General features: G+C 62.4%; 21 protein-coding genes. 19 read left to right on the top strand and 2 right to left on the bottom strand.

The window, feature by feature from the left end; all coding sequences use genetic code 11:
• Positions 1-238: 238 nt before the first annotated feature.
• The 11 genes from IEV38_RS13415 to IEV38_RS13465 all read left to right on the top strand — a co-directional run bounded on the left by IEV38_RS13415 (position 239) and on the right by IEV38_RS13465 (position 11,782).
• Complete coding sequence (locus IEV38_RS13415; RefSeq protein ID WP_188396887.1) at positions 239-868, top strand: energy transducer TonB; 630 nt, start codon at positions 239-241, stop codon at positions 866-868.
• A 67-nt stretch (positions 869-935) separates the two neighbouring features.
• Positions 936-1,799, top strand: coding sequence for a MotA/TolQ/ExbB proton channel family protein (locus IEV38_RS13420; RefSeq protein WP_188396889.1), 864 nt, complete (start codon positions 936-938; stop codon positions 1,797-1,799).
• Position 1,800: 1 nt separating this feature from the next.
• Complete coding sequence (locus tag IEV38_RS13425; RefSeq protein ID WP_188396891.1) at positions 1,801-2,232, top strand: ExbD/TolR family protein; 432 nt, start codon at positions 1,801-1,803, stop codon at positions 2,230-2,232.
• A gap of 41 nt (positions 2,233-2,273) precedes the next feature.
• Positions 2,274-2,705, top strand: coding sequence for an ExbD/TolR family protein (locus tag IEV38_RS13430; protein WP_188396893.1), 432 nt, complete (start codon positions 2,274-2,276; stop codon positions 2,703-2,705).
• Between the two features lie 24 nt (positions 2,706-2,729).
• Positions 2,730-3,206, top strand: coding sequence for a free L-methionine (R)-S-oxide reductase MsrC (msrC, locus tag IEV38_RS13435; RefSeq protein ID WP_188396895.1), 477 nt, complete (start codon positions 2,730-2,732; stop codon positions 3,204-3,206).
• 133 nt (positions 3,207-3,339) lie between these two features.
• Positions 3,340-4,353: an aldo/keto reductase gene (locus IEV38_RS13440; RefSeq protein WP_188396897.1), complete on the top strand. Its 1,014-nt coding sequence runs from the start codon at positions 3,340-3,342 to the stop codon at positions 4,351-4,353.
• Between the two features lie 305 nt (positions 4,354-4,658).
• Complete coding sequence (locus IEV38_RS13445) at positions 4,659-6,035, top strand: LLM class flavin-dependent oxidoreductase (RefSeq protein WP_229729049.1); 1,377 nt, start codon at positions 4,659-4,661, stop codon at positions 6,033-6,035.
• A gap of 117 nt (positions 6,036-6,152) precedes the next feature.
• Complete coding sequence (locus tag IEV38_RS13450) at positions 6,153-7,178, top strand: aldo/keto reductase (protein ID WP_188396899.1); 1,026 nt, start codon at positions 6,153-6,155, stop codon at positions 7,176-7,178.
• Positions 7,179-7,221: 43 nt separating this feature from the next.
• On the top strand, positions 7,222-9,189 hold the full coding sequence (locus IEV38_RS13455) for an ABC transporter ATP-binding protein (RefSeq protein ID WP_188396901.1): 1,968 nt from the start codon (positions 7,222-7,224) through the stop codon (positions 9,187-9,189).
• On the top strand, positions 9,186-11,027 hold the full coding sequence (locus IEV38_RS13460) for an ABC transporter ATP-binding protein (protein WP_229729050.1): 1,842 nt from the start codon (positions 9,186-9,188) through the stop codon (positions 11,025-11,027). Before IEV38_RS13455 ends, IEV38_RS13460 begins: the two co-directional genes overlap by 4 nt.
• Before the next feature lie 23 nt (positions 11,028-11,050).
• Positions 11,051-11,782: a class I SAM-dependent methyltransferase gene (locus IEV38_RS13465; RefSeq protein WP_188396902.1), complete on the top strand. Its 732-nt coding sequence runs from the start codon at positions 11,051-11,053 to the stop codon at positions 11,780-11,782.
• 36 nt (positions 11,783-11,818) lie between these two features.
• Here the strand turns inward: IEV38_RS13465 and IEV38_RS13470 are convergent, their stop codons facing one another.
• Entirely contained in the window at positions 11,819-12,391 is a 573-nt protein-coding gene (locus IEV38_RS13470) for a GNAT family N-acetyltransferase (protein WP_188396904.1), read from the bottom strand.
• Positions 12,388-13,302 carry a CysB family HTH-type transcriptional regulator gene (locus IEV38_RS13475; protein WP_188396906.1) on the bottom strand — a complete coding sequence of 305 codons (915 nt, stop codon included), beginning with the start codon at positions 13,300-13,302 and terminating at the stop codon, positions 12,388-12,390. The genes IEV38_RS13470 and IEV38_RS13475 overlap by 4 nt, the downstream gene beginning before the upstream one ends.
• Positions 13,303-13,838: 536 nt before the next feature.
• Here IEV38_RS13475 and IEV38_RS13480 point away from each other — a divergent pair.
• The 8 genes from IEV38_RS13480 (at position 13,839) to IEV38_RS13515 (ending at position 25,881) form a co-directional block, all read left to right on the top strand.
• Entirely contained in the window at positions 13,839-15,191 is a 1,353-nt protein-coding gene (locus tag IEV38_RS13480; protein ID WP_188396908.1) for an LLM class flavin-dependent oxidoreductase, read from the top strand.
• A gap of 17 nt (positions 15,192-15,208) precedes the next feature.
• Positions 15,209-16,114, top strand: coding sequence for an ABC transporter permease (locus IEV38_RS13485; RefSeq protein WP_188396910.1), 906 nt, complete (start codon positions 15,209-15,211; stop codon positions 16,112-16,114).
• A gap of 8 nt (positions 16,115-16,122) precedes the next feature.
• The gene (locus IEV38_RS13490; RefSeq protein ID WP_229729051.1) at positions 16,123-17,850 is read left to right on the top strand and encodes a dipeptide ABC transporter ATP-binding protein; all 1,728 of its coding nucleotides are present in this window, start codon (positions 16,123-16,125) and stop codon (positions 17,848-17,850) included.
• Positions 17,840-19,972, top strand: coding sequence for a TonB-dependent receptor family protein (locus IEV38_RS13495; protein WP_188396915.1), 2,133 nt, complete (start codon positions 17,840-17,842; stop codon positions 19,970-19,972). Before IEV38_RS13490 ends, IEV38_RS13495 begins: the two co-directional genes overlap by 11 nt.
• An 18-nt stretch (positions 19,973-19,990) precedes the next feature.
• Positions 19,991-21,721 (top strand): ABC transporter substrate-binding protein, encoded by a 1,731-nt coding sequence (locus IEV38_RS13500; RefSeq protein ID WP_188396917.1) that lies wholly within the window; start codon positions 19,991-19,993, stop codon positions 21,719-21,721.
• A gap of 129 nt (positions 21,722-21,850) precedes the next feature.
• Positions 21,851-23,599, top strand: coding sequence for an ABC transporter substrate-binding protein (locus tag IEV38_RS13505; RefSeq protein ID WP_188396919.1), 1,749 nt, complete (start codon positions 21,851-21,853; stop codon positions 23,597-23,599).
• Positions 23,596-24,531 (top strand): ABC transporter permease, encoded by a 936-nt coding sequence (locus IEV38_RS13510; RefSeq protein ID WP_188396921.1) that lies wholly within the window; start codon positions 23,596-23,598, stop codon positions 24,529-24,531. The genes IEV38_RS13505 and IEV38_RS13510 overlap by 4 nt, the downstream gene beginning before the upstream one ends.
• A 48-nt stretch (positions 24,532-24,579) precedes the next feature.
• Positions 24,580-25,881: an acyl-CoA dehydrogenase family protein gene (locus tag IEV38_RS13515; RefSeq protein WP_188396923.1), complete on the top strand. Its 1,302-nt coding sequence runs from the start codon at positions 24,580-24,582 to the stop codon at positions 25,879-25,881.
• The last annotated feature ends 71 nt before the right edge of the window (positions 25,882-25,952 follow it).

Below are 25,952 nucleotides of genomic sequence, written 5' to 3' on the forward strand. Positions count from 1 at the left end.
TTCCTCTGTGCCGTGCGGACATGCACAAAACAGTTGAGCAATTTCAGATTCGCAGATTTGGATATGAGGAATCGTTGATAAAGAAATGAAATTTTGTTGGTATTGAATCGGAAAACGCGGTGCTATTCTGACTTTCCAAATTGCCCCAGATGGCTTGCAAAGCCTTTGTTTTAAAGGGTTTGCGAGGGGTGGTGGATTGCCGGCGACGAACGTGCGCGGGCGGATGTCGGAGAAGAAAGTGGATTTTACGTTAGAACAACAGCCGCAGTTTTCCAGGAAATCGCTGACCAGTATCGGTGTCGCGGTACTGGTCCATCTGCTGATCGGATATGCCCTGGTCACGGGTCTGGCGCGCGACATGATCAGCGTCATTTCCAAGCCGATCGAGACGCGGATCATCGAGGAGGTCAAGACGGCGCCGCCGCCTCCGCCGCCCAAGGCGCCACCTCCGCCCAAGGTAAAACCGCCGCCGGCCTACGTGCCGCCGCCCGAAGTGCCGGTCAATGTGCAGCCGCCGCAGAACACGATTGCGGCAGTCGCCGAGACGCCTCCCGAGCCTTACGTGCCGCCGGCACCGCCAGCGCCGCCGGCTCCGGCCGTGGCAAAGGTCGGCGTTGCCTGTCCGAATTCGACCCGCATCCGCCAGTTGCTCGAGTATCCGCGCCAGGCACTGCAGAACAACATCACGGGCAACGTACTGGTGCAGTTCGTGGTGGGAACGGATGGCACGTCACGCGACTTCACCCTGTTGCGCTCTGCCCATCCGCTGCTGAACCGCGCCGCCCTGGATGCGGCCCGCCGTTTCGGCTGTAACGGCCAGGGGCAGGATGTCGTGGTCCAGGTTCCTTTCGAATTCCAGGTGGAGTGACGCGGCAGCGGGAAACAACGTCGTCGCCAATTTGTATCAGCATCAAATTCTTATTGTGGAGAAAGTCATGTTAAGTCGTTATCGTTTGTCCATTCTGGCCGTTACGTTTTTCCTATCGCTGGCTGGCGCCGTTCAGGCATCGCCAGCGGCTCCTGCCGGTACGGCCGCTTCCGTGCCGACGGAAGCGGCGCCTGCTGCTGTCAAGGCGGCATCTGCCGATGCAGCATCGGTTGAAGTGCCGGCGGTCGAGAACCCCTATGGCCTGAGCGCACTGTGGAACGGCAGCGATGCCGTGGCGAAGGGAACCCTGTTGATCCTGTTGCTGTTCTCGATCGGCAGCTGGTACATCATCGTCGCCAAGCTGCTGGCACAACGTAAATTGCACAAGCAGGCGCGCGATACGCAACGCACGTTCTGGGATGCCGGTTCCGTTCGCCAGGGTCTGGATACGCTGGAAAGCGGTACGCCCTTCCATTTCATCGGTTCCGTTGCACTGAAGGCGACCGAGCATCACAGCGGCTTGCTCGAGCACGTCGATCTCAACACCTGGGTGGTGCAGGCCCTGCACAGCTCGGTCGATACCGTGAAAAGCCGCCTGCAGGATGGCCTGGCCTTTCTGGCGACGGTGGGTTCGACGGCACCCTTCATCGGACTGTTCGGTACGGTTTGGGGGATTTACCACGCGCTGACCGCGATTGGCCTTTCCGGCCAGGCCTCGATCGACAAGGTGGCCGGTCCGGTTGGCGAGGCGCTGATCATGACGGCCATCGGCCTGGCGGTGGCCGTACCTGCCGTGCTCGGCTACAACCTGCTGGTTCGCCGCAACAAGGCGGCGCTCGAGCGCGTACAGGATTTCAGCACCACGCTGCATGCCGTTCTGCTGAGCACGACCACGACGTCTTCGCCTGCCGCTGCGCTCAAGGCGGCATGACATGGCGGCTGCACTGACGTTCGACAAGGGAGACGACGACAACGTCGTCTCCGAGATCAACACGACGCCGCTGGTGGACGTCATGCTGGTGCTGTTGATCATCTTCCTGATCACGATCCCGGTGGTGACCAACACCATCGACGTCAAGCTGCCCAACGAGACCAACCACGTCCGCGAAACCAAGCCGGAGAACATTACGCTGTCTGTCGATAGCAGCGGCGCGATCTTCTGGGGACTGGAGCCGGTGGCGGATGCGAATGCGCTGACGGCGCGGCTGAAGGAAATTTCGCAGAAGGACCCGCAGCCGGAAGTCGAGATACGCGGCGACACCAATGCCCGCTACGAATCGATCGGTCGAGTCATCGTCGCCTGCCAGCGCGCAGGCATCGTGAAGATCGGCTTCGTGACCGAACCGGCGGCACGCGGTGCATGAGCGCCGCCAGGTACGCATACTGAATTGAAGGAGCCGAAACAATGGGCATGAATGTAGGAACCGAGGGCGGTTCCGGCGAGCCTGACGTCATGGTCGATATGAACACCACGCCGCTGATCGATGTGATGCTGGTGCTGCTGATCATGCTGATCATCACCATTCCGATCCAGCTGCACAACGTGAATCTCAACATGCCGGTCGGCAATCCGCCGCCACCGGCCGTGCTGCCCGACGTGGTGGAGGTGAACGTCGATGCCGGCGGTATCGTCAGCTGGAACGGCGAAGAGATTATCGACAAGCACGTGCTGGACGAAAAGCTCGCGGCCGCCGCTGCGCAGCCCAACCAGCCCGAGCTGCATCTGCGGGCCGACAAGGATGCACCTTACCGCGCCGTGGCATCGGTGCTGGCATCTGCACAACGTCTGGGCGCCAACAAGCTGGGGCTGGTGGGCAACGAGCAGTTCGCGCAATGAGATTCGATCGCCGGAGCCATCGCCATGGCTGAATCCCTGCGCATCGTGCCGTCTGCGACCAGGGTATCGGCCTACGCGCAATTGCTGCCGCAGCTACGCGCCCTGATAGCGGACGAGTCTGACCTGACCGCCAATCAGGCCAATGTATCGGCGGCGCTGTCCGCGCAGTTCGGCTTCCACTGGATCGGCTTCTATCGCGTGCAGGGCGAAGAACTGGTGCTCGGGCCTTTCCAGGGACCGGTCGCCTGCACCCGCATTGGCAAGGGGCGTGGCGTGTGCGGAACGGCGTGGGAACGTGGAGCGACCGTCATCGTGCCTGACGTCGATCTGTTTCCCGGTCATATCGCATGCAGCGCGCGCTCGCGCTCGGAGATCGTGGTGCCTTACTTCGACAGCAATGGTGCCGTGGCGGGCGTGCTCGATATCGACAGCGAGCGGCTCGATGATTTTTCCGAGGTGGACCGTGTCTGGCTCGAAGAGGTGGTGGCCCTGCTTGTCTGATCCTGCCCGGCTTTTTCAACACCGTTGCGCCATCTTTCGCAGATTTCCCCTGTTTTATCTTTCCCCGGCCTAGCGGCCGTTTTCCTTTGCGTGATGACCTCTTGGCCGCCACGCGATCCATTTCTTTGAAACCATGACAATCAACGATTACCGCAATTTCGGACGCACCGGCGTCAAGGTCTCGCCGCTCACGCTGGGCTGCATGATGTTCGGCAACAAGACGGAACTGGACGAATCCATCCGCATCATCGACCGTGCCATCGATGCCGGCATCAATTTCATCGACACTGCCAACGTCTATGCACGCGGCCGCAGCGAGGAATTCACCGGCGAGGCCCTCAAGCGCAACGGCAAGCGGCACGACATCTTCCTCGCGTCCAAGGTGCATCTGCCAATGCACGACAGCGATCCCAACCTGCGCGGCAGTTCGCGACGCCACATCATCCAGCAGGTCGAAAACAGCCTGCGCCGGCTGCAGACCGATTACCTCGATCTGTACCAGATCCATCGCCCGGAGCCGGGCACCGCGATCGACGAAACCCTGCGCGCGCTCGACGACCTGGTGCGCTCGGGCAAGGTGCGCTACATCGGTTCGACCACCTTCGCCGGCTGGCAGGTGGTGGAAGCGCTGTGGGCCAGCAAGGAGCTGGGGCTGAACCGCTTCGTCTCCGAACAGCCGCCCTACAACCTGCTGGACCGTCGTATCGAACGCGAACTGCTGCCGGTGGCGCAGACCTACGGGCTGGCGGTGATTCCGTGGAGCCCGATCGGCGGCGGCATCCTGTCCGGCAAATATCGCAAGGGCCAGCCGCTGCCGCCGGATTCGCGCTACACCAATCCGAATCCGATGCAGGCCAGGCGTTTCGTCGCCACCGTGTTCGACGTGATCGAGCCGCTGGCCGAACTGGCAGCCGAGAAGAACGTGCCGTTGTCGCAACTGGCGCTGGCATGGACCGCTTCGCGTCCCGGCATCACGAGCGCGATCACGGGGCCGCGCACACTGGCGCAACTGGAAGATGCGCTGGCCGCCATCGATCTGGTGTTGACCGACGAGGACGTGAAGCGCATCGACCAGATCATTGCACCCGGCACGCACGTGGCGCCGTTCTACGAAGCCAACTTCGGTGCCAGCCAGTACCGCTGGTGATTGCCTAAGCACAGGGCGAGCTAAGCATTCCACGGTGGCGCATATGAAGATTGGTCCACCGTGGAATATGAAAATGAAATTTGCTTGGTTCTTTCTTTGAACCGCCATTGCTATCTTGTCCGATTCGGACAAGTCGCGACGGAAGGATTGTCGCGATCTCCCCGCAGTTGCAGTCATCCAGCATTCAGAAGCCGGTTTCCGTCCCGACCCATTGCGCCGTATCGGCAATGCCTCGGGCGAATCCGCTATTGCCGCGCCGCTTGTATCTGTGTCCCATCGTTTGTCGCCAAAAGAGAAAAAAGGGAATGACCAAGAAGATTCGATTGAACGCATTCAACATGAACTGCGTGGGCCATATTCACCACGGCCTGTGGAAACATCCCCGCGACAACTCGATTGACTACAACGATGCCGATTACTGGATCGAACTGGCGAAGCTGCTGGAGAAAGGGCTGTTCGATGCCGTTTTCCTGGCCGATATCGTCGGCGTCTATGACGTGCTGGGCGACGGCATCCGCGCGACCGCGCGCGAGGCGGTGCAATTGCCGGTCAACGACCCGCTGTACGTGGTGCCGCTGATGGCGCATGTGACGAAGAACATCGGCTTCGGCGTGACCTGCAACCTGACTTACGAGCAGCCTTATCTGTTCGCACGGCGCATGGCAACGCTCGATCACCTGAGCAAGGGGCGTGTCGGCTGGAACATCGTGACCGGCTATCTCGACAGTGCGGCGCGCGCGATGGGGCTCAAGCAGCAGATCGATCATGACGATCGTTACGACCGCGGCGACGATTTCATGGACGTGTTCTACAAGCTTCTCGAGGGAAGCTGGGAGGATGGCGCGGTCCTGCGCGACAGGCAGCGCGGCATCTATGCCGACCACGAGAAGATCCATCGCATCACGCACGAGGGGCCGTATTACAAGGTCGATGGCGTCTATAACCTGACCGAGCCGTCGCGGCAGCGCACGCCGGTGCTCTACCAGGCAGGTGCCTCGCAGCGCGGCAACCAGTTCGCCGCACGCCACGCGGAGTGCGTGTTCACCGGCGGGCCGTCGCGCGAGGCGCTGGCGAAGATCGTCGGCAACATCCGCAAGCTGGCAGTGGATGCGGGGCGGCAGGCCGATGATATCAAGGTGTTCTCGGGCCTGACGGTGGTGGTCGATACCAGCGAAAAAGCTGCGCAGGAAAAGTACGAGGACTACAAGCAGTACGCAAGCGCGGAAGGATCGCTGGCGCACATGTGCAGCGGCGCGGCGATCGACCTCGAACGCTTCGGGCTGGACGAGGAAATCACGTCGGAGAAGCTCGAGGCCATGTATCCGGGCCGCCTCAAGCGTACCGGCAATGCGCGCGGCGGTCGTTTCCTGGAAGGCACCACACGGCGACAACTGCTGGAGACGCGCGGCTTCGGCTCCGGCAACGGTGCCATCGTCGGCACGCCTTCGCAGGTCGTCGATGAAATCGCGAAGTACGTGGAAGAAACCGACATCGACGGCTTCAACCTGACGCGCACGGTGGCACCGGAGAGCTATCGCGATTTCATCGATCTCGTGATTCCGGAACTGCAGAACCGCAGCCTGTACAAGGAAGCATACGAAGAAGGAAGCCTGCGACACAAGTTGTTCGGTCGTGGCGACAAGCTTCCCGCCAGCCACATTGGATCGCGTTACCGGGCGTGAACCAGGCGCGCGTTTGGCATGTCGTAACGAAGATGCGGCATGCAAGGTGAATGCGCCGCTTGTCATTCGGACATTTCGCGGTCGGGTCGGCGGAAGCGATCAGAAAAGGATAAAGGAATGCAATACGAAAAACTCGGACATAGCGGCCTGTTCGTCTCTCGTCTGTGTCTTGGCACGATGATGTTCGGCGGTACCGCTGACGAAACCGTTTCCAAAGCGATCATCGACCATGCGCTTGATCAGGGAATCAACTTCATCGATACGGCCGACATCTATAACGCGGGCGAATCCGAACGCATCGTCGGCAGGGCAATCGCCGCCAATCGCGACAAATGGGTACTGGCAACCAAGGTCGGCAACGGCAGCGATGCGTGGCCGAACCAGAAGGGTCTGTCGCGCCGGCGGCTCATACAGGCCGTCGAGCAGAGCCTGCAAAGACTGGGAACGGACTACATCGACATCTATTACCTGCACCGGCCCGACCCGGCCACGCCGCTGGTCGAGACCGTGCGTACGCTGGGCGACCTCGTTGCGCAGGGCAAGATCCGCTACTACGGGCTGTCGAACTTCAGTGCCTGGCAGGTGGGCGAGATCGTCAACATCGCCAAGGCGCTCGGCATCGACGGTCCCATCGTTTCCCAGCCTTACTACAACGCCGCCAATCGCATGCCCGAAGTCGAGCATCTGCCGGCATGCGCCTATCACGGCCTTGGCGTGGTGCCGTACAGCCCGCTGGCAAGGGGCGTGCTGACCGCCAAGTATCTGCCGGGCAGCCAGCCGGAAGAAGGCAGCAGGATCGGTCGTGGCGACAAGCGTGCACTGCAGACCGAGTGGCGGGAGGAGTCGCTGCAGCTGGCGCAGGCACTGCAGGAACATGCGAAGAAGAACGGCGCGAGCAGCATCGAGCTGGCGATCGGCTGGGTGCTGAACAACCGCATCGTGACCTCGGTCATCGGCGGGCCGCGCACGCTCGAGCAATGGCAGGGCTATTTGAAGGGACTGGCCTATCGCTTCACGGCCGAGGACGAGGCGCTGTTCGACCGCCTGGTGCCGCCGGGCCACCCGAGCACGCCCGGTTATACCGATCCCTCCTATCCGGTGACGGGACGCGTGCCGCGTGTGGCGCCCCATGCCGCCGGCTGATCGCGGGGACGGAACATCAATAACATTTGGAACTGGACAAGACATGAGTATTTCTTCCACTGCCGCGACGGGTGAGCCCGAAGACGCGGCCGCCACCGATTCCGCAGTCAAACCGGATCGGACGAAAAGAACCAAGGTGCTGCCACACCACTCGGAGCACATCGACGTGCAGGCCATGCCCGAAGTGCTGGGCCGTCTGACACGGCTGGCGATCCGCTATCCGTGGCATTGCACGTTCGCGATCATGGCGGCGCTGGGTGCCGCCGTGTTCAACCTGCTGATGCCGCTGCTGCTCGGCAATGCGGTCGATCAGGCCGGCCATCTGGTGGCCGAGGCGCAGGGCGATTTCAGTGCCGTCAAGGTGTCGCTGCTTGTCAGCGGCGCATTGATCGTCGGTGTGTGCGCGGTACGCGGCATCATGACGGGATTGCAGGGCTACCTGGGAGAGACGCTGGCGCAGAAGGTCGGCTATGACCTGCGCATGGCCTTCTTCGAAAAACTGCAGCGCCTGAGCTTCAGCTACCACGACAAGATTCACACCGGCGACCTGATCGCGCGCGGCATGCTTGATCTCGAAGGTGTACGCGCTTTTCTGGAGTTCGGCGTGCTGCGTGTCATTACGCTGACCCTGCTGCTCGGTGTCGGCTCGTGGCGCCTGCTCAGCATCGACGTCACGCTGGGCCTGCTGGCCCTGAGCTTCGTGCCGTTTGTGGCATGGAATGCCGTGACCACGGGACTCAAGCTGCGCGTGAGCTGGCAGCGTCTGCAGAAGATGATGGCGGAGCTGACGCTGAACATGGAAGAGAACCTGCAGGGTGTGCGCGTGGTGCGTGCCTTTACCACCGGCGCATTCGAGATGGCCAAGTTCGATCGCATTTCGGACGCTGCATTGCGGCTGTCCAATCATCGCATCACGCAGCGCATGAGTTCGCTGAGCGCGATGACGCTCGCCTATTACATTTCCATGGCGCTGGTGCTGTGGGTGGGCGGTCAGCAGATCGCAGCCGGCACGCTGACGGTGGGGTTGCTGACGGAGTTCCTGACCTTCATCACCATTCTCCAGCAACCGCTGCGCCAGGTGGGCATGATCATCAATGCCAGTGCGCGCGCAACCGGGTCCGGCGCTCGTCTGTTCGACGTGCTGGATTCCGTGCCGGATATTCAGGATGCGCCCGAGGCGAAACCGCTGGTCGTCACGCAAGGATTGCTGCGGTTCGACTCGGTTGGCTTTTCGTATGCAAAAGGCGAGGCCGCCAAGAAAGTGCTGTCCGACGTCAGCTTCACGGTACGCAAGGGCGAGGTGCTCGGCATCGTCGGTCCGCCGGGCAGCGGCAAATCCACGATCGCGCATCTGATCCCGCGCTTCTACGATCCGGCTGCCGGCAGCATCTCCATCGATGGCCAGGACCTGCGCACCCTGCAACTGGCATCGCTGCGCAAGGCGGTGCGGCTGGTGCAGCAGGAGAACTTCCTGTTCGATACCTCGGTGCACAACAACGTCGCCTATGCCGAACCGCAGGCCGAGGAAGAGCGCGTGATCGAGGCGGCCGACACCGCGCAGATCCACGAGCATGTGGCACAACTGCCGCAGGGCTACACCACGCGCGTCGGCGAACGAGGCGTGGCGCTGTCGGGCGGCCAGCGCCAGCGCATGACGATCGCGCGCGCCCTGCTTGACAATCCGGCGCTGCTGATCCTCGACGATTCCACCGCCGCCATCGATCCGGCCACCGAGCAGCGCGTGCGCGCCGCACTGAAGGAAACGCTGAAGAACACCGCCACCATCATCATCGCGCATCGCCTGAGCTCGCTGCGCCACGCCGATCACATCATCGTGCTCGATGAAGGCCGCATCGTCGAACGTGGCACGCACGACGAACTGGTCGCAGCAGATGGCCATTACGCGGAGTTGTGGGCGCTGCAGAATCGCGGAGAACAGCCGCACGCACCAGCTCACCAGGAAACCACTTCTGCCAAGGACGGCACACACCAAGCGGAGTTGACATTTTGAGCAGCAAGCAAGCACAGCCGAAAGGCCAGCCAGCCGCCATCGAGCGCGGCGAGGAAATTTTTGCGCGATACGACAGCCGTGTCATGTCGCGCCTGTGGAAGTACATCAGTCCGCACAAGGGCGCACTGGCGGCGACGGTCCTGACCGTGGCGGTGTTCACGCTGGCGCAGGTATCGATCCCGGTCACGGTGCGGTACGCGGTTGACAGCGCGGTTGGCAATGCCACCTATCCGTTCAATGCGGTGCTGGCGGTATTCGTGGCGCTGATCGTGCTGAACGCGGTGTCCAATTTCTTCCAGGAATGGGTGGCGGCGCGCCTGGCGCAGCGCGTGATCTTCGATCTGCGGCGCGCCATGTTCAACCATCTGCAGCAGGTCTCGCTGTCCATCCTTGATCGGACTCAGGTTGGGCGGCTCATGTCGCGCCTGCAGGGCGACGTGAACTCGCTGCAGGAATTCATGGAAACCTCGGTCTCGGCCGTCGGCGATTTCTTCCTGCTGCTGGGCATCATCGGCGTGCTGCTGACGATGGATACCAAGCTCGGCCTGCTGACGCTGGCGGTGTTGCCGCTGCTGTTCGTCATCCGGCGCGTCTGGCTGCCGTGGGCGCGCAAGGCGTTCACGCGTGCACGCGAGGCATCGTCCAGCGTCAATGCGGCACTGGCGGAGAACATCAACGGCATCCGCACGGTCCAGGAAAACCGCCGCGAGGCAGTCAACCTCGAACGCTACGACGTGCGCGCCACCGAGAACCTGCAGGCACAGATCGGTTCCTCGCGCGCCTCACAGGTCATGATGCCGACCGTGGATACGCTGACCGGGATCGCGATGGCGATCGTGGTCGTGGTCGGCGGCTCTTCCGTCGTCTCCGGCGAGCTCGACGTCGGCGTCATGGTCGCCTTCATCTTTTGCGTGCAGCGCTTCTTCGATCCGATCCGCACGCTGACCATGCAATATACGGTCATGCAGCGCGCGATGGCTTCGGGCAATCGCATCTTCGAGGTGCTCGACATTCCGGTTGACCTGAGCGACAAGCCGGATGCCGTGCAATTGCAGGACGTGCCGCCCTCGGTGGATTTCAACCGCGTCACCTTCGGCTACCGGCCGGGGCAGCCCGTGCTGCACGAGCTAGATCTGCACATCGCGCCGTATCAGACCGTGGCGCTGGTCGGTCCCACCGGATCGGGCAAGACCAGCATCGCCGCGCTCATCCATCGTTTCTACGATGTGTGGGAGGGCGAAGTGAAAGTCGGCGGGCAGGACGTGCGCGACCTTACGCTGGATTCGCTGGGCCGCTGCGTCGGCATGGTGCTGCAGGAGCCGTTCCTGTTCAGCGGCACGGTGATCGACAATCTGCGTTACGGGATTCCCGACGCCAGCATGGAAGACGTGATCGAAGCAGCCAAGGCCGTGCGCGCACACGACTTCATCGTGCGTCTTCCCGACGGCTACGACACCGTGCTCGGCCAGCGCGGTCGCAACCTGTCGATCGGCCAGCGCCAGTTGTTGAGCTTCGCACGCGCGCTGCTTGCCAAGCCGAAGATTCTGATCCTCGACGAGGCGACCGCCAACATCGACAGCTTCACCGAACTGGAGATCCAGCGCGCGCTCAACGTGCTGCGCAAGGGACGCACCACGATCATCATCGCCCACCGTTTGGCGACCATTCGCGACGCAGACGTCATCGTCGTGCTGCAGAAGGGCCGCATCCTCGAGAAGGGAACACACGAACAGCTGCTGGAAAACGATGGGCTGTATGCCAAGCTGCATGCTAGCAGCAACGAGTCGTTCGACGACGTGGTGGCGGAAGACGAGGCGGAGCACGTTCCGCATACCTGAATACCGACAAGAAAAGCGCGGAGATGACGCAGAACATCTACGATGACGCCAGTTTCTTCGAGGCCTACAGCGGACTCGAACGGTCTTTGAAAGGGCTGGACGGCGCGCCGGAGTGGCCGGCCCTGCGGGCGAGGATTCAAGATCTGCGCGGTGCGCGTGTACTCGATCTCGGTTGCGGTTTCGGCTGGTTCTGCCGCTGGGCTGCGGAGCAGGGTGCGGATACGGTGCTCGGCCTGGACGTATCGGAAAACATGCTGACCCGCGCCCGCGCCAGTACAACGGACAGGCGTATCGCATACCGCCATGCCGATCTCGAGCATGTACGTCTGGGCAGAAGCGGCTTCGATCTCGTCTACAGTTCCCTGGTCCTGCATTACCTGGAAAACTTGCCGCGGCTGTTCGGGGAAATCCATGGAGCGCTGGAGGAGGGGGGCGATTTTCTGTTTTCCGTCGAGCATCCGCTGGTGACGGCACCGGATCGTCAGGGATGGGAGGAGCGACATGGCGGGCCGGTCTGGCCGGTCAACGATTATCTGCAGGAAGGAGCGCGCACGACGGATTGGCTTGCGCCGGGTGTCGTCAAACAGCACCGCACGATTGCCGGTTACCTGAATCCCTTGCTTGCCGCCGGCTTTGCGCTCGTGCACCTGGATGAATGGGGGCCGGATACGCAGCAGGTGGCACAGCGGCCCGAATGGGAAAGGGAGCGGCACAGGCCGCCTTTTCTGCTGGTGCATGCGCGCCGTATCGGCTGAACGGCATCGGCGTCTTCGCGGCCGGTCGAAGGATGATCAGTATTCCACGCCGCGTACTCTGGAAAACAAGAGCGTGTTCCTCAGCGTGCCGTCCATGCCGCGCTTTTCATTGCGCAGGATACCCTCGAACGTGAAGCCACTGCGGCGCGCGACGTTCTCGCTGCGTATATTGCGTGCATCGCAGCGAATCTCGATCCGATTCGCCCCCAGCTCATCAATGGCATATCGGGCGATGCCGCGGACCGCTTCCGTGATATAGCCATGTCTCGCCTCGGTGCTGCGGACCCAGTAGCCAATCTCGAATGCACGCACGGTCCAGTCGATCCGATGCAGCCCGCTGCTGCCGATCAATTGGCCCGTTTCCTTGCGGATCAGCAGCAGGCGCAAGTCGGTCCTGTCCAGGAATTTTTGCCGTGCCTGCAGTATGTTTTCTTCCGACTGTTCCACGCTGGGTACGGCCTGTGCCCATGGCATCCAGGGGCGAAGTTCATCGATACTGTCCCGGATGGCATGGTTGACCGCTGCTCCGTCACCCGGCAGCGGCGCCCGAATCAGCAGGCGTTCGGTTTCGAAGCTTTCCGGAATGACGGACAGGAGCGGGGCACTCATGCCGCCTTGAGGTCTTCGAGCTTGAGCTTGGGCGCAAAGGTTTCGATGAAGCGATAGGCGAACGAGGGCAGGAAGACGCCGCTGCGCACCGCCACCAGCGTGGTGCACGAACCGAACAACGGTCCTTGTGTCGGCAACACCACAAGGCCTTCGTTTTCGATGCCGTCGAGCGCCATTTCGGCAACGATGCCGATGCCCAGGCCACGCTTGACGTAGGTCTTGATGACGTCGGCGTCCATGGCGGTCAGGCGGAAATCCGGCTCCAGGCCGGCACTGCTGAAGGCGGCGTCGACGCATTTGCGGCCGGTGAACTGCGGGTTGTAGGTGATCAGCGGGAAATGCGACAGGTCTTCCAGCGAGACCGGCGCCTTCTTCAGGAGCGGGTGATCCTTCGGCACGATGACCTGGTGACTCCATGAAAAGCATGGGAAGGCCTGAATCTCCGGCGACTGGTCAAGCACTTCGCTGGCAATGCCGATGTCGGCCTCGCCGCTGTTGATCATCGTCGCCACCTGATTCGGCGTGCCCTGGTGCAGCTCCAGCTTCACCTTCGGGAATTCGGTTGTGAAGGCCTCGATGACCTTGGGCAGCGTGTAGCGCGCCTGCGTGTGGGTGGCGGCGATGATCAGGCGCCCGGAATCCACGCCGGAGTAATGGCTCGCGTAGCGGCGCAGGTTTTCGGTTTCCATCAGGATGCGCTGCACGATCTCGACCGCGCCGGTACCGGCGCGCGTCAGCGAAGTGAGACGTTTGCCGGAGCGTACGAACAGATCGATGCCGAGTTCGTCCTCCAGATCCTTGATCTGTTTGCTGACGCCGGATTGCGAGGTGTAGAGCACGGCGGCAACCTCGGTCAGGTTGAGATTGTTGCGGACGGCCTCACGCACAAACCTTAGCTGCTGAAAATTCATGACACCTCTTGTATTGATTCAATGCAATGTGAAAACGATGTCCCGTTCGGCGCAGGGGTTTCAACCTGCGGTACTGCTTTGCATCCGAACATGGACTGCGATCCTCTTGCGAGGGATGCGGGTAATCATAGAAACGGTTCGATTCCAATGACAACGAATTTGTCTGAATATGCTTATAAAGGAGGCGCTCATAACCTTGCTCAAGAAATGTGCATCCGGCAGCGATGCCTTTGCCATATTCGTATTTCGCATGTGCTACTGCGAAATGATTCGTCGCCATCATGGATGGTTGAGCATATAGTCAAGTCGTCTCTTGAACGTCCTCTGTATTGAAGACCTTGGCCCGCATTTAGATGCGGGCTTTTTTTTGCGTGTCGATTTCTGCAGCGGATTCATCAATGACATATTTCGCTGAACGATATTCGACTTTGCGTGCTATGGATCGCATTTTTTATTGTTTGTGACGCGCGTTCGCTGCCTGTAAGTTTCGTCCTCTAATCAGCAATGCGGCAATGCCGCAGAACAGGAAAAGGGTGATGGCAGCGTCTCAACGTCAAATGAGCATCGGCATGAACATTCTCGGCCTGGGCGGCCACGCATCCGCATGGCGGCTGGCGGAGGTGCCTTCCAGTTCGCTGCTCGATGTCGATTACTTCGTCAACATCGCGAAGATTTCCGAGCGCGGTACGCTGGATGCGATCTTCCTGGCCGACGGTCCGGCGCTGGGCGGGGATGTGTCGCATCATCCTGGCGGTCGGCTGGAACCGACCGTGCTGCTGACGGCGGTGGCGCTGGCGACCAAGCATATCGGCGTGATCGCCACGGCGTCCACCACCTACAACGATCCCTACAACCTCGCGCGGCGTCTCGCCTCCATCGACCACATCAGTGGCGGTCGCGCGGCGTGGAATATCGTGACCACGGCGGGTGACATCGCAGCGCAGAACTTCGGCCTGACCGGTGCGCCGCTGCATGCGGATCGCTACGGCCGCGCCGCCGAGTTCGTCGACATCGCGCGCCGGCTGTGGGACAGCTGGGAAGACGACGCCATCATCAACGACTGGCAGAACGGCGTGTTTGCCGACAAATCCAAGATCCACGAAATCAACCATGCGGGCGCGCATTTTTCGGTCAGAGGTCCGCTCAACGTGCCGCGTTCGCCGCAGGGGCGTCCGGTACTGGTGCAGGCAGGCTCGTCCGAAGGCGGCAAGTCGCTCGGCTCGCGTTATGCCGATGCCATCTTCACCACGCAGACCACGCTGCCCGACGGCCAGGCCTTTTACAAGGAAATGAAGCAGCGCGCGCAGCAGTGGGGGCGCGATCCGGATTCGCTGAAGATCATGCCAGGCCTGTCGACGGTCATCGGCAGCACCGAGGAAGAGGCGCATCGCCGTTGCGACGAACTCGATTCCTATCAGGGCGAGCTGGGACTGGCGGGACAGATTGCGGCGCGCATCGGCATCGCCGTGTCGGAGCTCGATCTGGATGCACCGCTGCCGTGGCACAAGATCGGCGATGTGCGCGATGTCACCAAGAGTTCGCACGGTTTCTTCGAGGCGCAAATCAATCTGGCGCGGCGCGAGAATCTGACGGTGCGCCAGCTCTCGCGCCGCATCCGCAGCGGTCATCGGCTGTCGGTCGGCACGCCCGAGCAGATCGCGGACACCCTGACCGAATGGTTCCTGTCCGGTGCGGCCGACGGCTTCAACATCATGCCGGACATGTTTCCGTCGGGCGCGCAGATCTTCGTCGATGAGGTGGTGCCATTGCTGCGCAAGCGCGGCATCTTCCGTACCGAATACACGGGCACGACACTGCGCGATCACCTGGGCCTGACTCGCCCGCGCAGCCAGTACGAAGAAGAACGCAACGCCTTGCTGGCGGGCTGAGGGAAGGCGGGATTCTCATGCAAACCGGAACCACGCTTCAACTCGAAGGCAGGGAATTTGTCGGCGGCGCCGACTTCGCGGCCGGCAAGGTTCGCTGGCGTTTCCCCGCAGCGCTCCGTACGTTGCGGCCGGGACTTCTGCTGGCAGGCCTGTTTGTCTCGTTCCTGATCGTGGCCGCATTGTGGCCAAGTCTGCTTGTATCGGGCGATCCGCTGGCCGCTTCGGCACGCGATGCCTTCCGCGCGCCGAGTGCCGCGCACTGGCTGGGTACCGACGAGAACGGGCGCGACATCCTGACACGTCTCATCTACGGCGTGCGTCCGTCGCTGCTGATGGGTATCGCGGCGACCGTGATCGGTCTCATGCTCGGCGTGGCGATCGGGTTGCTCGCCGGGCTTGGTCATCGTCTTGTCGACAGTACGCTGATGCGCGGCATCGATGTGCTGCTGGCATTCCCCGATCTGCTGCTGGCGCTGGTGATCATCACTTTCTGGGGGCAGGGCATGTTCAATGCGGTGGTCGCGATCGGCATTGCCAGCGTGCCGCGCTATGCACGACTGATCCGTGCGCAGACGCATGCGATCCGGCACGCGCAATACGTCGAGGCGGCGACCACGTTGGGCTTGCGGCCCATAACGCTGATTTTCCGTCACATCCTGCCCAATTCGATCAAGCCGGTTCTGATCCTTGCCGCGATCGGCGTTGGCGGCAAGATCGCAGCGGGCGCGGCGCTGAGCTTCCTTGGCTTCGGTGCGCCGCCGCCTTCGCCGGAATGGGGCGCGATGCTGTCGGTCGGCCGCAATTTCATTTCCAACGCATGGTGGATCGTTACCGCACCCGCACTGGCGATTACCTTGACGGTCATCTCCATCACGGCACTGGGAAGACAACTGTTGTTGCGCAGCGAGGGCAAGGCCGAATGAATGGTTTTGTGAGCAGCAAGGCGTCTCCGTTGGTGGAAGTGGTCGACCTGAGAGTGCGATTCGGCGAGAGCGGAAAGGAGGTCGTCAAGGGCATCTCCTTCTCGATCCGACGTGGCGAATGCCTGGCGCTGGTCGGCGAATCCGGTTCCGGCAAGAGCGTGACCGCCAGAACGCTGGTCGGCCTGACGGGACGGCGCAGCCAGGTGACGGCCGAGCGTCTTCAATTCGACGGTGCCGATCTGCGCTCCTTCCGCGAGGCCGACTGGCGCTCGATTCGTGGCAGTCAAATTGGCTTCGTCATGCAGGATGCGCTGGGTTCGCTCGATCCTCTGCGTACCGTGGGCGAGGAAGTGGCCGAACCATTGCGCCTGCATACCAAACTCGACAAGAGGCAGCGTGCAGAGCGCGCGATCGACCTGCTGCGTTCGGTCGGCATGCCGGAACCCGAGACGCGTCTGCACCAGTATCCGCACCAGTTGTCGGGCGGTCTGCGCCAGCGCGCGCTGATCGCGTCCGCACTGGCCTGCCATCCCGACCTGCTGCTGGCCGACGAGCCGACCACCGCGCTCGATGCCGCCGTTCAGGCGCAGGTGCTCGATCTGCTGGAATCGCTGCAGACGCCGCAGAGATCGATGCTGCTGGTCAGCCACGATTTTGCGGTGGTCTCGCGCCTGGCGGACCGCGTGGCCGTCATGCATCACGGCGAGATCGTCGAGCAGGGACCGCTCGAGCAGATTCTGCACGATCCGCAGCATCCTTATACCAAGTCCTTGCTCGGTGCCGTGCTCTCGATCCAGAAGCGCGACCAGGGCCGGCAGCGCGTGGCGCAGACCGCGGACGGCCACTTTGCCTTGCGGCCGAGCGAGATGACGCCGGCGCTGGCGCGGCAGGCTCCGGTGGTGGTGGAAGCCAACAATCTCATCAAGAGTTTCGTATTGCCGAACGGCGAGCGCCGCAAGGCGGTGTCCGAGGTGTCCTTTGCGCTGCGCAAGGGCGAGACGCTCGGCATCGTCGGTGAATCGGGGTCCGGCAAGACCACGCTGATGCGCATGATCCTTGGACTGGAAAAGCCCGATGCCGGCGACGTGCGCCTGAACGACAGGTTGTGGGCGGGCATGACGCCGGCCGAGCAGCGCGCCGAGCGCAGGCGTATCCAGGTGGTGTTCCAGGACCCGCTGGCCTCCTTCGATCCGCGCTACACGGTGGCGCGCGTATTGGCAGAACCGCTGGAAATTGCCGGCTACCGCACGGCTGCCGCCGCACGTGCGAGGTCGGCCGAGCTGCTGCAGATGGTGCGGCTCGATCCGCAGCTGCTTGACCGCCGCCCGATCGAGCTGTCGGGCGGACAGCGCCAGCGTGTCGCCATCGCGCGTGCGCTGGCGCCGCAGCCGGACATCCTGATCTGCGACGAGCCGGTATCGGCGCTCGACGTCTCGGTGCAGGCGCAGATCCTCGACCTGCTGGTCGATCTGAAGGACCGGCTTGGCCTGTCCTGCCTCTTCATCTCGCACGATCTTGGTGTCATCCATCGCGTCAGCGATCGCATCATGGTCATGAAGGATGGCGTGGTGGTCGAGTCGGGCGGCGTACATGAAGTCTTCGATAATCCTCAGCACGTTTATACGCAGGCGTTGCTGAGTGCAGTGCCGCAGTTGGGTGTCAGAAAACGCGTAGCCAATTCAATTGTCGTGGGGAGTGGTCAGAATGAAGAAGAAGGTGAACGGGATGCTGCCTGAGCCCGTGCTGGTGAAGTCGTCGTCGTTGCGATATGCGATGGCATGGAGAACTCTGAGCGTCGGCGCCGTGCTGTGCCTGGCGAGCGGCGCAGTGGCCGCACAGGACACGGCAACCCAGGTCGAGGAAACCGTGGTCGTCAAGGCCAAGGCGCTGAAGGATGCGGAGCGTGCCAAGGAGCGTCTCAAGAACGTGACGGGCACCGCCAGCGTGGTCAACAATGCGGAAGTCGAACGCGGCCGCGCCGCCAATGCCGAAGACGTGCTGGCCTATCAGCCGGGCGTGTTTGCCGCCGCCACCAGCGGCACCGGCGCCAACAAGATCTCGATTCGCGGCTCCGGCCTGAATACCTTCTACCAGGGTTACTCGCTGGGCATCAAGTATCTGTACGACGGCCTGCCGATCACGGGGCCGGGCGGCACGCAGGAAGACCTGCTGACGCTGGACGGCGTGGACTATACGGAGATTCTCAACGGCGCCAATGCCTTCGCCTACTCGGCACTGTCGCTGGGCGGTGCAATCAACTTCGTCACGCATACAGGACGTTCGTCGCCCGGCAGCCTCGTCAGCCTCGAGGCCGGCAGCTACGGTTACCGCAAGTACCAGGTCAGCCACGGCGGCGTTTCCGCCTCGGGCGACACCGACTATTACTTTGCCTATGTGCACAACGAGCGCGACGGCTTCCAGCGCGATACGCCGAACTCGGGTGAAAGCTACGTCGTGAACCTCGGGCATCGCTTCAACGACCGCGTCGAGACGCGTTTCGTGATCCGCCATCGCGGCGAGGAATTGCAGAACGGCAGCACGCTGACGCTGGCGCAGATCCGCAACGATCCGCGTGCCAACAATGCCGTGTCCGGCCGCCGCAAGCCAGGCACCACGCTGATCACCAACAAGACCACCTTCACGCTGGATGACAAGTCCAAGCTCGAAGCCGGCTTTGCCTACAACGACTATCCGCTGGATAACGGCTGGGTCTATTCGGCGCAGCCGCAGGACTGGCGCTCCAAGGATGCGAGCATTTCGCTGCGCTACTTGCGCACTGGCGACACGCTGTTCGGGAAGCCTAGCGACACCACCGTCAGCTTCAGCGATACGCGTCTGCTGGACGGTGACGTGACCGCCTACAACCAGGCCAACGGCGTGCGTTCCAACGAGCGCCAATACACCAAGTACAGTGGCTCGCGCGATACGGTGCTGGCGGTCGGCAATGAACTGCAGCTGACCGACAAGTATGCGCTGTCGACCGGCCTGTCGCTGATCGAGGTGGACCGCGCCGTGCGCATCGAGCGCACCATCCTGACCACGACCGAAACTTTCCCGCGCGAGGTACGTTATGTTGATCGTACAGTGGCGCCGCGCGTGGGCCTGCGTTATCAGGCATCCGACAACCTGCAGGTGTTCGGCAACGTCACGCGTTCGGTCGACCCGCCGGTGACCTGGCAGATGGGCAGCACCGGCGTTCCCTATGTGCGTCCGCTGCAGCCGCAAAAGGCCACCACCGCGGAGATCGGACTGCGCGCCAGCAACGACACGCATGAGGGCAGCCTATCTTTCTATCGCTCCAACGTCAGCAATGAGCTGTTGACCATCGTGATCCGCCAGGCATCCGGTTCCGATCCGGGACTGACCGCCAATGCCAACGCCAGCAAGACCATCCACCAGGGTATCGAAGCGGCACTGGCTTCCAAATTGTGGAAGGGCGCCGATGGCGATCGCCTGACCTATCGCCAGGCTTATACCTTCAACGATTTCTACTACCGCGACGATCCAACCTTCGGCAAGAACGAGTTGCCGAGCTTGCCCAAGCATGTCTATCAGGGCGAGTTGCTGTTCCAGCAGGCCGGCGGTTTCTATGCGGGGCTGAACGTGCGCGCACTGTCCAGCTACTACGTGGATTACGCCAATACGCTGAAGGCGCCGTCGGCCACGATCTGGGGTGCCAAGTTCGGTTACGAGAGTCCCGACCGCAAATGGAAAGCCTTCCTCGATTTCCGCAATCTCGGCGACAAGAAATACGCCACCGCTGCCAACACCACCTATAACGCAGGCGGCAACGACTCGGCCAACTTCTATCCGGGTGATGGGTTTTCCATCTACAGCGGTGTTGCATTCCGGTTCTAGGAAATGGCGGATAGCAGGATGATTCAGAAAAAAGCGAGCGTGGCTGGCTGGATGGGTGCCTGGTCTGCGGCGGTGATCAGATTGATTGCCGCAGGCCTACTCCTGACCGGCTGCCAGGGCGACTCGGGCAGTGGTGCAGCGTCGGGCCCGCAGGATGGGGCGGCGAAAAGTTTCCAGTATCCGGCCAGCGATTACTTCGAGGCCGGACCTGGAAAGCGGGGCGGCGTGCTGCGGGTCTCGGTGTCCTCCGATACCAACTCGCTTGACATGCATGCGATCTCGCACACCAACGCCCAGTGGCTGGGGCGGCTGATGTACGACAACCTCGTCTATCTGAACGACAAGGGGGAGCCGACACCGTGGTTGGCGAGATCGTGGGAAATCTCGCCGGATGGCAAGACCTACACCTTTCATCTGCGCGACGACGTGACGTTCAGCGACGGCGCGAAATTCAATGCCGAAGCGGTGCGCCTCAATCTCGAGCACATGCGCGATCCGGCCACCAAGTCGCCTCTGGCGGCGGCTTACATCGCGCCTTACATCAATGGCGAAGTGCTCGACGACTATACGTTCCGCGCGCACCTGCGCGAACCGTATGCACCATTTCTCGACGTGCTGGCGCAGTCCTGGCTGGCCATGCTGTCGCCCAGACAGATCAAGGAAAATCCTCGCCAGATCGCCGAATTGCCGGCCGGGTCCGGGCCATTCGTTGTGCAAAGTTATACGCGCCAGCAGGGTATTCGCCTGGTGCGTCGCGACGACTATGCATGGGCGCCGGATTTTCTGCGGCATGAAGGGGCGGCCTATCTGGAACGCATCGACATCGATTTCGTTCCCGATGCGGTGATCCGCTACACCTCGCTGTCGGCCGGTCAGTACGACCTGACCATCGATGCGCCGACCCAGAATGCAGCAGCCATTCGCAACGACGCACGTCTGCTGTTCGACAGCCGCATTCGCAAGGGCAATCCGAATCGGGGAATAACCTTCAATACGGAAAAATTTCCGTTCGACGACGTGAACGTGCGCAGGGCGTTCGCGCTGGCGGTGGATCGCGAAGGCATCGTCAGGATCAGCGGCTTCGGCGAGTACCAGCCGAAAAGCGACTACCTTGCCGCAAATACGCGCTACTACGACGCATCGTTCGTCAAGGCGCTGCAGTTCGCTCCGGACGAGGCCAACCGTCTCCTTGACGAGGCCGGCTGGAAAGAGCGCGACGCGCAAGGATATCGCGTGAAGAACGGGCAACGGCTGGCGGCCGACGTGCTGGTCTCGGGCGCCGGTTCGCTCGCGGACATCGTCGCCATCCAGTCCGATGTGAAGAAGGTCGGCTTCGATCTGAACATCGTTCAGCTGCCGCTCGCACAGATATCGGATCGCCGGCGGGACAACGACTATCAGGCGCTTGGCGCCGGCGTCTGGCATACCAACACGGCGGACGGGCTCTACATCCTCTATCACAGCAACGAGATCATCTCGCCCCGGCGCATCGGCCAGAACACCGCGCGCCTGCGCGACGACAGGCTGGACGCCCTGCTGGCCGAAGCGCGCCGTTCACACGATCCGGCCACGGCCACGGCGCTCTATAGCCAGGCACAGCAGCGCCTGACGGAGCTGGTGCCCGCCGTGCCACTGTATGAAAACTACAGCCTGACCGCGCGCGACAAGAAGGTGCATGGCGTGGTTTTCGATACCTCGCACAACACGGTGGTGTTTACCAGCCTGTGGCTGGAGCAGGGCGGATCGTGAGCGGGGATGCCACAGCGATCAGTGTCCGGGACAACGCCGGCGACGTGAAACACACCTGGCCTGTACATGCCGGGCACGGCTTTGGTGCGTTTGCCGGTCCCGTTTCGTTTTAAAGAAGAAAAGGTTGTGATGAAAGTATCGACAGGGAGTCTCAAGTCAGACCGCCCGGTATGGCGGGCGGTGTGCGGGGCACTTGTTGCTGCGGCGCTGGGCCTGGCCGGTTGTTCCTCTGGCGACGCGGACAAGGGCGCGCAGGAAAACGGCCCGCTTGGGACCGGTGTCGTCAAGGATGGCCACCTCGGCTATTCGCCCGGCGATTACTGGCAGAAGGAAGAAGGCCGTCCCGGCGGTACGCTGCGCGCGACGGTGGCATTGGACACCAATACCTTCGACGTGCATGCCATCTCGCACGGCAACGTGCAGTGGCTGGGGCGCATCCTCTATGACGGCCTGGTCTATCAGGACGAGCAGGGCAACATTTCGCCGTGGCTGGCGAAGTCCTGGGAGGTATCGGCGGACGGCAAGGTCTATACCTTCCACCTGCGCGACGACGTGAGCTTCAGCGACGGCACGCCGTTCAACGCGGAAGCGGTGCGCGTCAACCTCGAGCACATGCGCGATCCGGCCACCAAGTCGCCGCTGGCTGCTGCCTACATCAAGCCCTACAAGAGCGGGCGCATCGTGGACGAGTATACGTTCGAGGCCACGTTGAGCGAGCCGTATTCGCCATTCCTCGACGTGCTGGCGCAGTCGTGGCTGGGCATGATTTCGCCGAAACAGATTCGCGAGAATCCGAGGTCCATCGCCGAGCGGCCGATCGGTTCCGGCCCCTTCGTGCTGGAGAGTTACACGCGCAGCCAGGGTGCCAACTTCGTCAAGCGCAAGGATTACAACTGGGCACCGCCGGTGACGCGTCACAAGGGGCCGGCCTACCTGGATCGCATCGAACTGCGCTTCGTGCCGGAAGCGGTGATCCGCTACTCGTCGCTGCAAAGCGGACAGTCGGATTTCACGCTCGATGCGCCGCCGCAGAACGCCAGGGCGATCCGCGCCGATCCCGGCCTGCGCTTTTCGAGCCGCGTGCGCAAGGGCAATCCGACCCGCAGCGTGACCTTCAATGTCGAGCGTGCGCCGTTCGACGATGTCCGGGTACGCAGAGCACTGGCGCTGGGGATCGATCGTGACGGCATTGCCTGGCTCAACGGCTTTGGCGAATATCTGCCCAAGACGGATTACCTGGCGGCCAATACCCGCTATTACGATCCATCGTTTGCGGATGCGCTGGCCTACAACGCGCCGGAGGCCAATCGCTTGCTGGACGAAGCCGGCTGGCCAGAGCGCGATGCCGAGGGCTTCCGGCTCAAGGACGGCAAGCGGCTGGCGGCTTCATTGCTGATCAGCGACAGCTCCGCCGCGTCGAGCAGCGTGGCGGTGGCGATGCAATCGGATCTGCGCAAGCTCGGATTCGACCTTGCGATCGAAGTCGTGCCGACCGCCATCGCCACCGACAGGCGATATGCGGGCGACTATCAGGCGCTGGGCGGCGGCTACTGGCATACCAATACGCCGGATGGCCTCTACATCCTCTATCACAGCCACTCGATTACGACGCCGAAGTTGATCGGGCAGAACAGTTCGCGCCTGCGCGATGCCGAACTCGACGATGTGCTGGAACGCGCGCGTCACTCCACCGATCCGGCCGAGCTGCAGCGACTCTACAGCCAGGCACAGCGCCGGCTGACGGAACTGGTGCCGGCCGTTCCCTCCTATGAAAGCCATCACATGATTGCCTACCGCAGCAATGTACGCGGCGTGTTCTTCGATACCTCTCACAACACGCCGTCCTTCCTCGGCATCTGGCTGGAGGACAGCAAATGACCTATCACCTCAAGAAAATCCTGCTGCGCCTGCTGGCCGGCATCGGTGTGCTGTGGGGCGCGGCGACGCTGACCTTTGCCGCCATCAACCTGACCGGCGGCGATACCGCGCTGGCGATTCTCGGCGGCCCGGAGGCAATGCCGACGCCGGAAGTGATGGCGCAGGTACGCAAGGAATACGGGCTCGACGATCCGCTGCCGGTGCAGTACGCCAACTATCTGCTGAAACTAGCGAAGGGCGATCTGGGCGAGTCCTATCAGTTGCGCATTCCGGTGGCGGACGCCATTACGCAGCAGTTGTCGGCCACCATCCAGTTAGCGCTGTGCGCCGGCGTGCTGGCGGTCAGTCTGTCCGTGCTGCTGGCGATCCTGACGGCCGGACGCGCGCAATGGATACGCTCGCTGACTTCCGGCCTGGAACTGACGATCACCTCGGCGCCTTCGTTCGTGGTCGGGCTGTTGCTGCTGCTGGTGTTTTCATTCCATTTCCACTGGCTGCCGGCCGCCGGTTCGCAGGGATGGAAAGCGCTGGTGCTGCCGACGCTGTCGCTCGCGCTGCCGATTGTCGGCGTGTTGACGCAAGTGCTGCGGCAGGAACTGGAAGACATCCTTGAGCAGCCCTTCATCGTGATGGCGCGCGCACGCGGCATGTCGGAAGCCGGCGTGCGGCTGCGTCATGCGCTCAAGCACGCAATGGTGCCGCTGGCCACGCTGTCGGGCTTCATCTTCGCCAGCCTGCTGGGCGGCGCGGTAGTGGTCGAGATGCTGTTCGCGCGGCAGGGCGTGGGCCGGCTGATGCTCGATGCCGCCAACACCAAGGACATTCCCATCGTGCTCGGCATCACGCTGCTGGCCGCCCTGATCTATGTGGTCGTCAACCTGCTGGTCGATCTGCTCAACGCACTCATCGATCCGCGTCGCGTGGCCTGGTAAGCAATTTCATCCCCTTTGCGGGGCAACCCAAAGCAGAAGAGTAATCCCATGACATCAACAGCAACCGTTCATCACCTCGACAAGCGCTACACGGCGGAAACGCCGCCGACCTACGAGGAACTGGCCCAGCGCTTCCGCCCCATCTTTGCGCGCATCGCCGAAGGCGCCGTCAAACGCGAGCAGGAGCGTGAGCTGCCTTACGAAGCGGTACGCTGGCTGCGCGAAGCCGGCTTCGGCCGCGTGCGCATTCCGCAATGCTACGGCGGCTTCGGCGCCACCATTCCGCAATTCTTCCGTCTGCTGGTCGAGCTGGCGGAAGCCGATTCCAATGTCTCGCACCTGCTGCGCGGCCATTTCGCCTTCCTCGAAAGCCGGCTCAACCATACGGAAGAAGCCGGCCGCGCATTCTGGTTTCCGAAGGTGGTTGACGGCGCGCTGATCGGCTATGCGATGGCCGAGCTGACGGAAGTCACGGGCACCAGCGCCACGGTCACGCAGAAGGACGGCAAATGGTTCCTGAACGGCCGTAAGTACTACAGCACCGGCACCATCTTTGCCGACTGGATCGTGGCTGCGGTGGCCGATGGCGAAGAGCGCGTTAGCGTCACCCTGCGTGCCGATTCGCCGGGCGTGACGCGACTCGACGACTGGGACGGCTTCGGCCAGCGCATGACCGGCAGTGGCACCACCATCTTCGAGAACGTCGAAGTCGAGGCGGAAAACATCACGCGTCGTGGCGAAGGCAAGGACAGCTACCGACAGTCGTACCAGAAGGCCTTCCTGCAACTGATCCTGCTGTCGTCGATCACCGGCGTTGGCCGCGCCGTCAAGCGCGACGGCATCGCCTTCGTCCAGCGCAAGACGCGCACCTTCGGCGTCATGGGCGCGTCAAGCCCGAAGGACGATCCGCTGGTGCAACGCGTGGTCGGTCGTCTGGCCAGCCTGTCGTATGCAGCGGAATCCATCGTCAACAACCTCGCGCGTACGCTGGAAGACGTGTATCAGGCACGGCTGGCCGACAAGGCAGACGAGGCACTGTACGTTGACGCCGAGATACAGGCTTTCCAGGCCCAGCAGATCGTCATCGATCTCGTGCTGCAGGCAAGCACCTTGCTGTTCGAAGTCGGCGGCGCTTCCGCCACCAGCGAAACGCGTCGCTTCGACCGCCACTGGCGCAATGCGCGCACGGCAGCATCGCACAACCCGGCGATCCTGCGCGAACGTGCGATCGGCGACTACTACCTGAACGGCACCCTGCCGGATGCCGCCTGGATCGCCGCCGAGAAGGAACGCGAGGAAGGCGAGAAGGAAAAACAGGCTGCCATTCGTGCCGAGGCAAACACGGCATGACGGAAGCGGCTGAACAACGTCGTTCTGAAGACAGCGGGAAACTGGATATTCGCCTGGCGGTGCCGTCGGAT

Source organism: Oxalicibacterium flavum (assembly GCF_014635065.1).
GTDB lineage: Bacteria > Pseudomonadota > Gammaproteobacteria > Burkholderiales > Burkholderiaceae_D > Oxalicibacterium > Oxalicibacterium flavum.

Coding starts and splice junctions, on each gene's coding strand:
- IEV38_RS13420 (WP_188396889.1), top strand. CDS start 936: ATGTTAAGTCGTTATCGTTTGTCCATTCTGGCCGTTACGTTTTTCCTA.
- IEV38_RS13425 (WP_188396891.1), top strand. CDS start 1,801: ATGGCGGCTGCACTGACGTTCGACAAGGGAGACGACGACAACGTCGTC.
- IEV38_RS13430 (WP_188396893.1), top strand. CDS start 2,274: ATGGGCATGAATGTAGGAACCGAGGGCGGTTCCGGCGAGCCTGACGTC.
- msrC (WP_188396895.1), top strand. CDS start 2,730: ATGGCTGAATCCCTGCGCATCGTGCCGTCTGCGACCAGGGTATCGGCC.
- IEV38_RS13440 (WP_188396897.1), top strand. CDS start 3,340: ATGACAATCAACGATTACCGCAATTTCGGACGCACCGGCGTCAAGGTC.
- IEV38_RS13445 (WP_229729049.1), top strand. CDS start 4,659: ATGACCAAGAAGATTCGATTGAACGCATTCAACATGAACTGCGTGGGC.
- IEV38_RS13450 (WP_188396899.1), top strand. CDS start 6,153: ATGCAATACGAAAAACTCGGACATAGCGGCCTGTTCGTCTCTCGTCTG.
- IEV38_RS13455 (WP_188396901.1), top strand. CDS start 7,222: ATGAGTATTTCTTCCACTGCCGCGACGGGTGAGCCCGAAGACGCGGCC.
- IEV38_RS13465 (WP_188396902.1), top strand. CDS start 11,051: ATGACGCAGAACATCTACGATGACGCCAGTTTCTTCGAGGCCTACAGC.
- IEV38_RS13470 (WP_188396904.1), bottom strand. CDS start 12,391: ATGAGTGCCCCGCTCCTGTCCGTCATTCCGGAAAGCTTCGAAACCGAA.
- IEV38_RS13475 (WP_188396906.1), bottom strand. CDS start 13,302: ATGAATTTTCAGCAGCTAAGGTTTGTGCGTGAGGCCGTCCGCAACAAT.
- IEV38_RS13480 (WP_188396908.1), top strand. CDS start 13,839: ATGGCAGCGTCTCAACGTCAAATGAGCATCGGCATGAACATTCTCGGC.
- IEV38_RS13485 (WP_188396910.1), top strand. CDS start 15,209: ATGCAAACCGGAACCACGCTTCAACTCGAAGGCAGGGAATTTGTCGGC.
- IEV38_RS13495 (WP_188396915.1), top strand. CDS start 17,840: ATGCTGCCTGAGCCCGTGCTGGTGAAGTCGTCGTCGTTGCGATATGCG.
- IEV38_RS13500 (WP_188396917.1), top strand. CDS start 19,991: ATGATTCAGAAAAAAGCGAGCGTGGCTGGCTGGATGGGTGCCTGGTCT.
- IEV38_RS13505 (WP_188396919.1), top strand. CDS start 21,851: ATGAAAGTATCGACAGGGAGTCTCAAGTCAGACCGCCCGGTATGGCGG.
- IEV38_RS13510 (WP_188396921.1), top strand. CDS start 23,596: ATGACCTATCACCTCAAGAAAATCCTGCTGCGCCTGCTGGCCGGCATC.
- IEV38_RS13515 (WP_188396923.1), top strand. CDS start 24,580: ATGACATCAACAGCAACCGTTCATCACCTCGACAAGCGCTACACGGCG.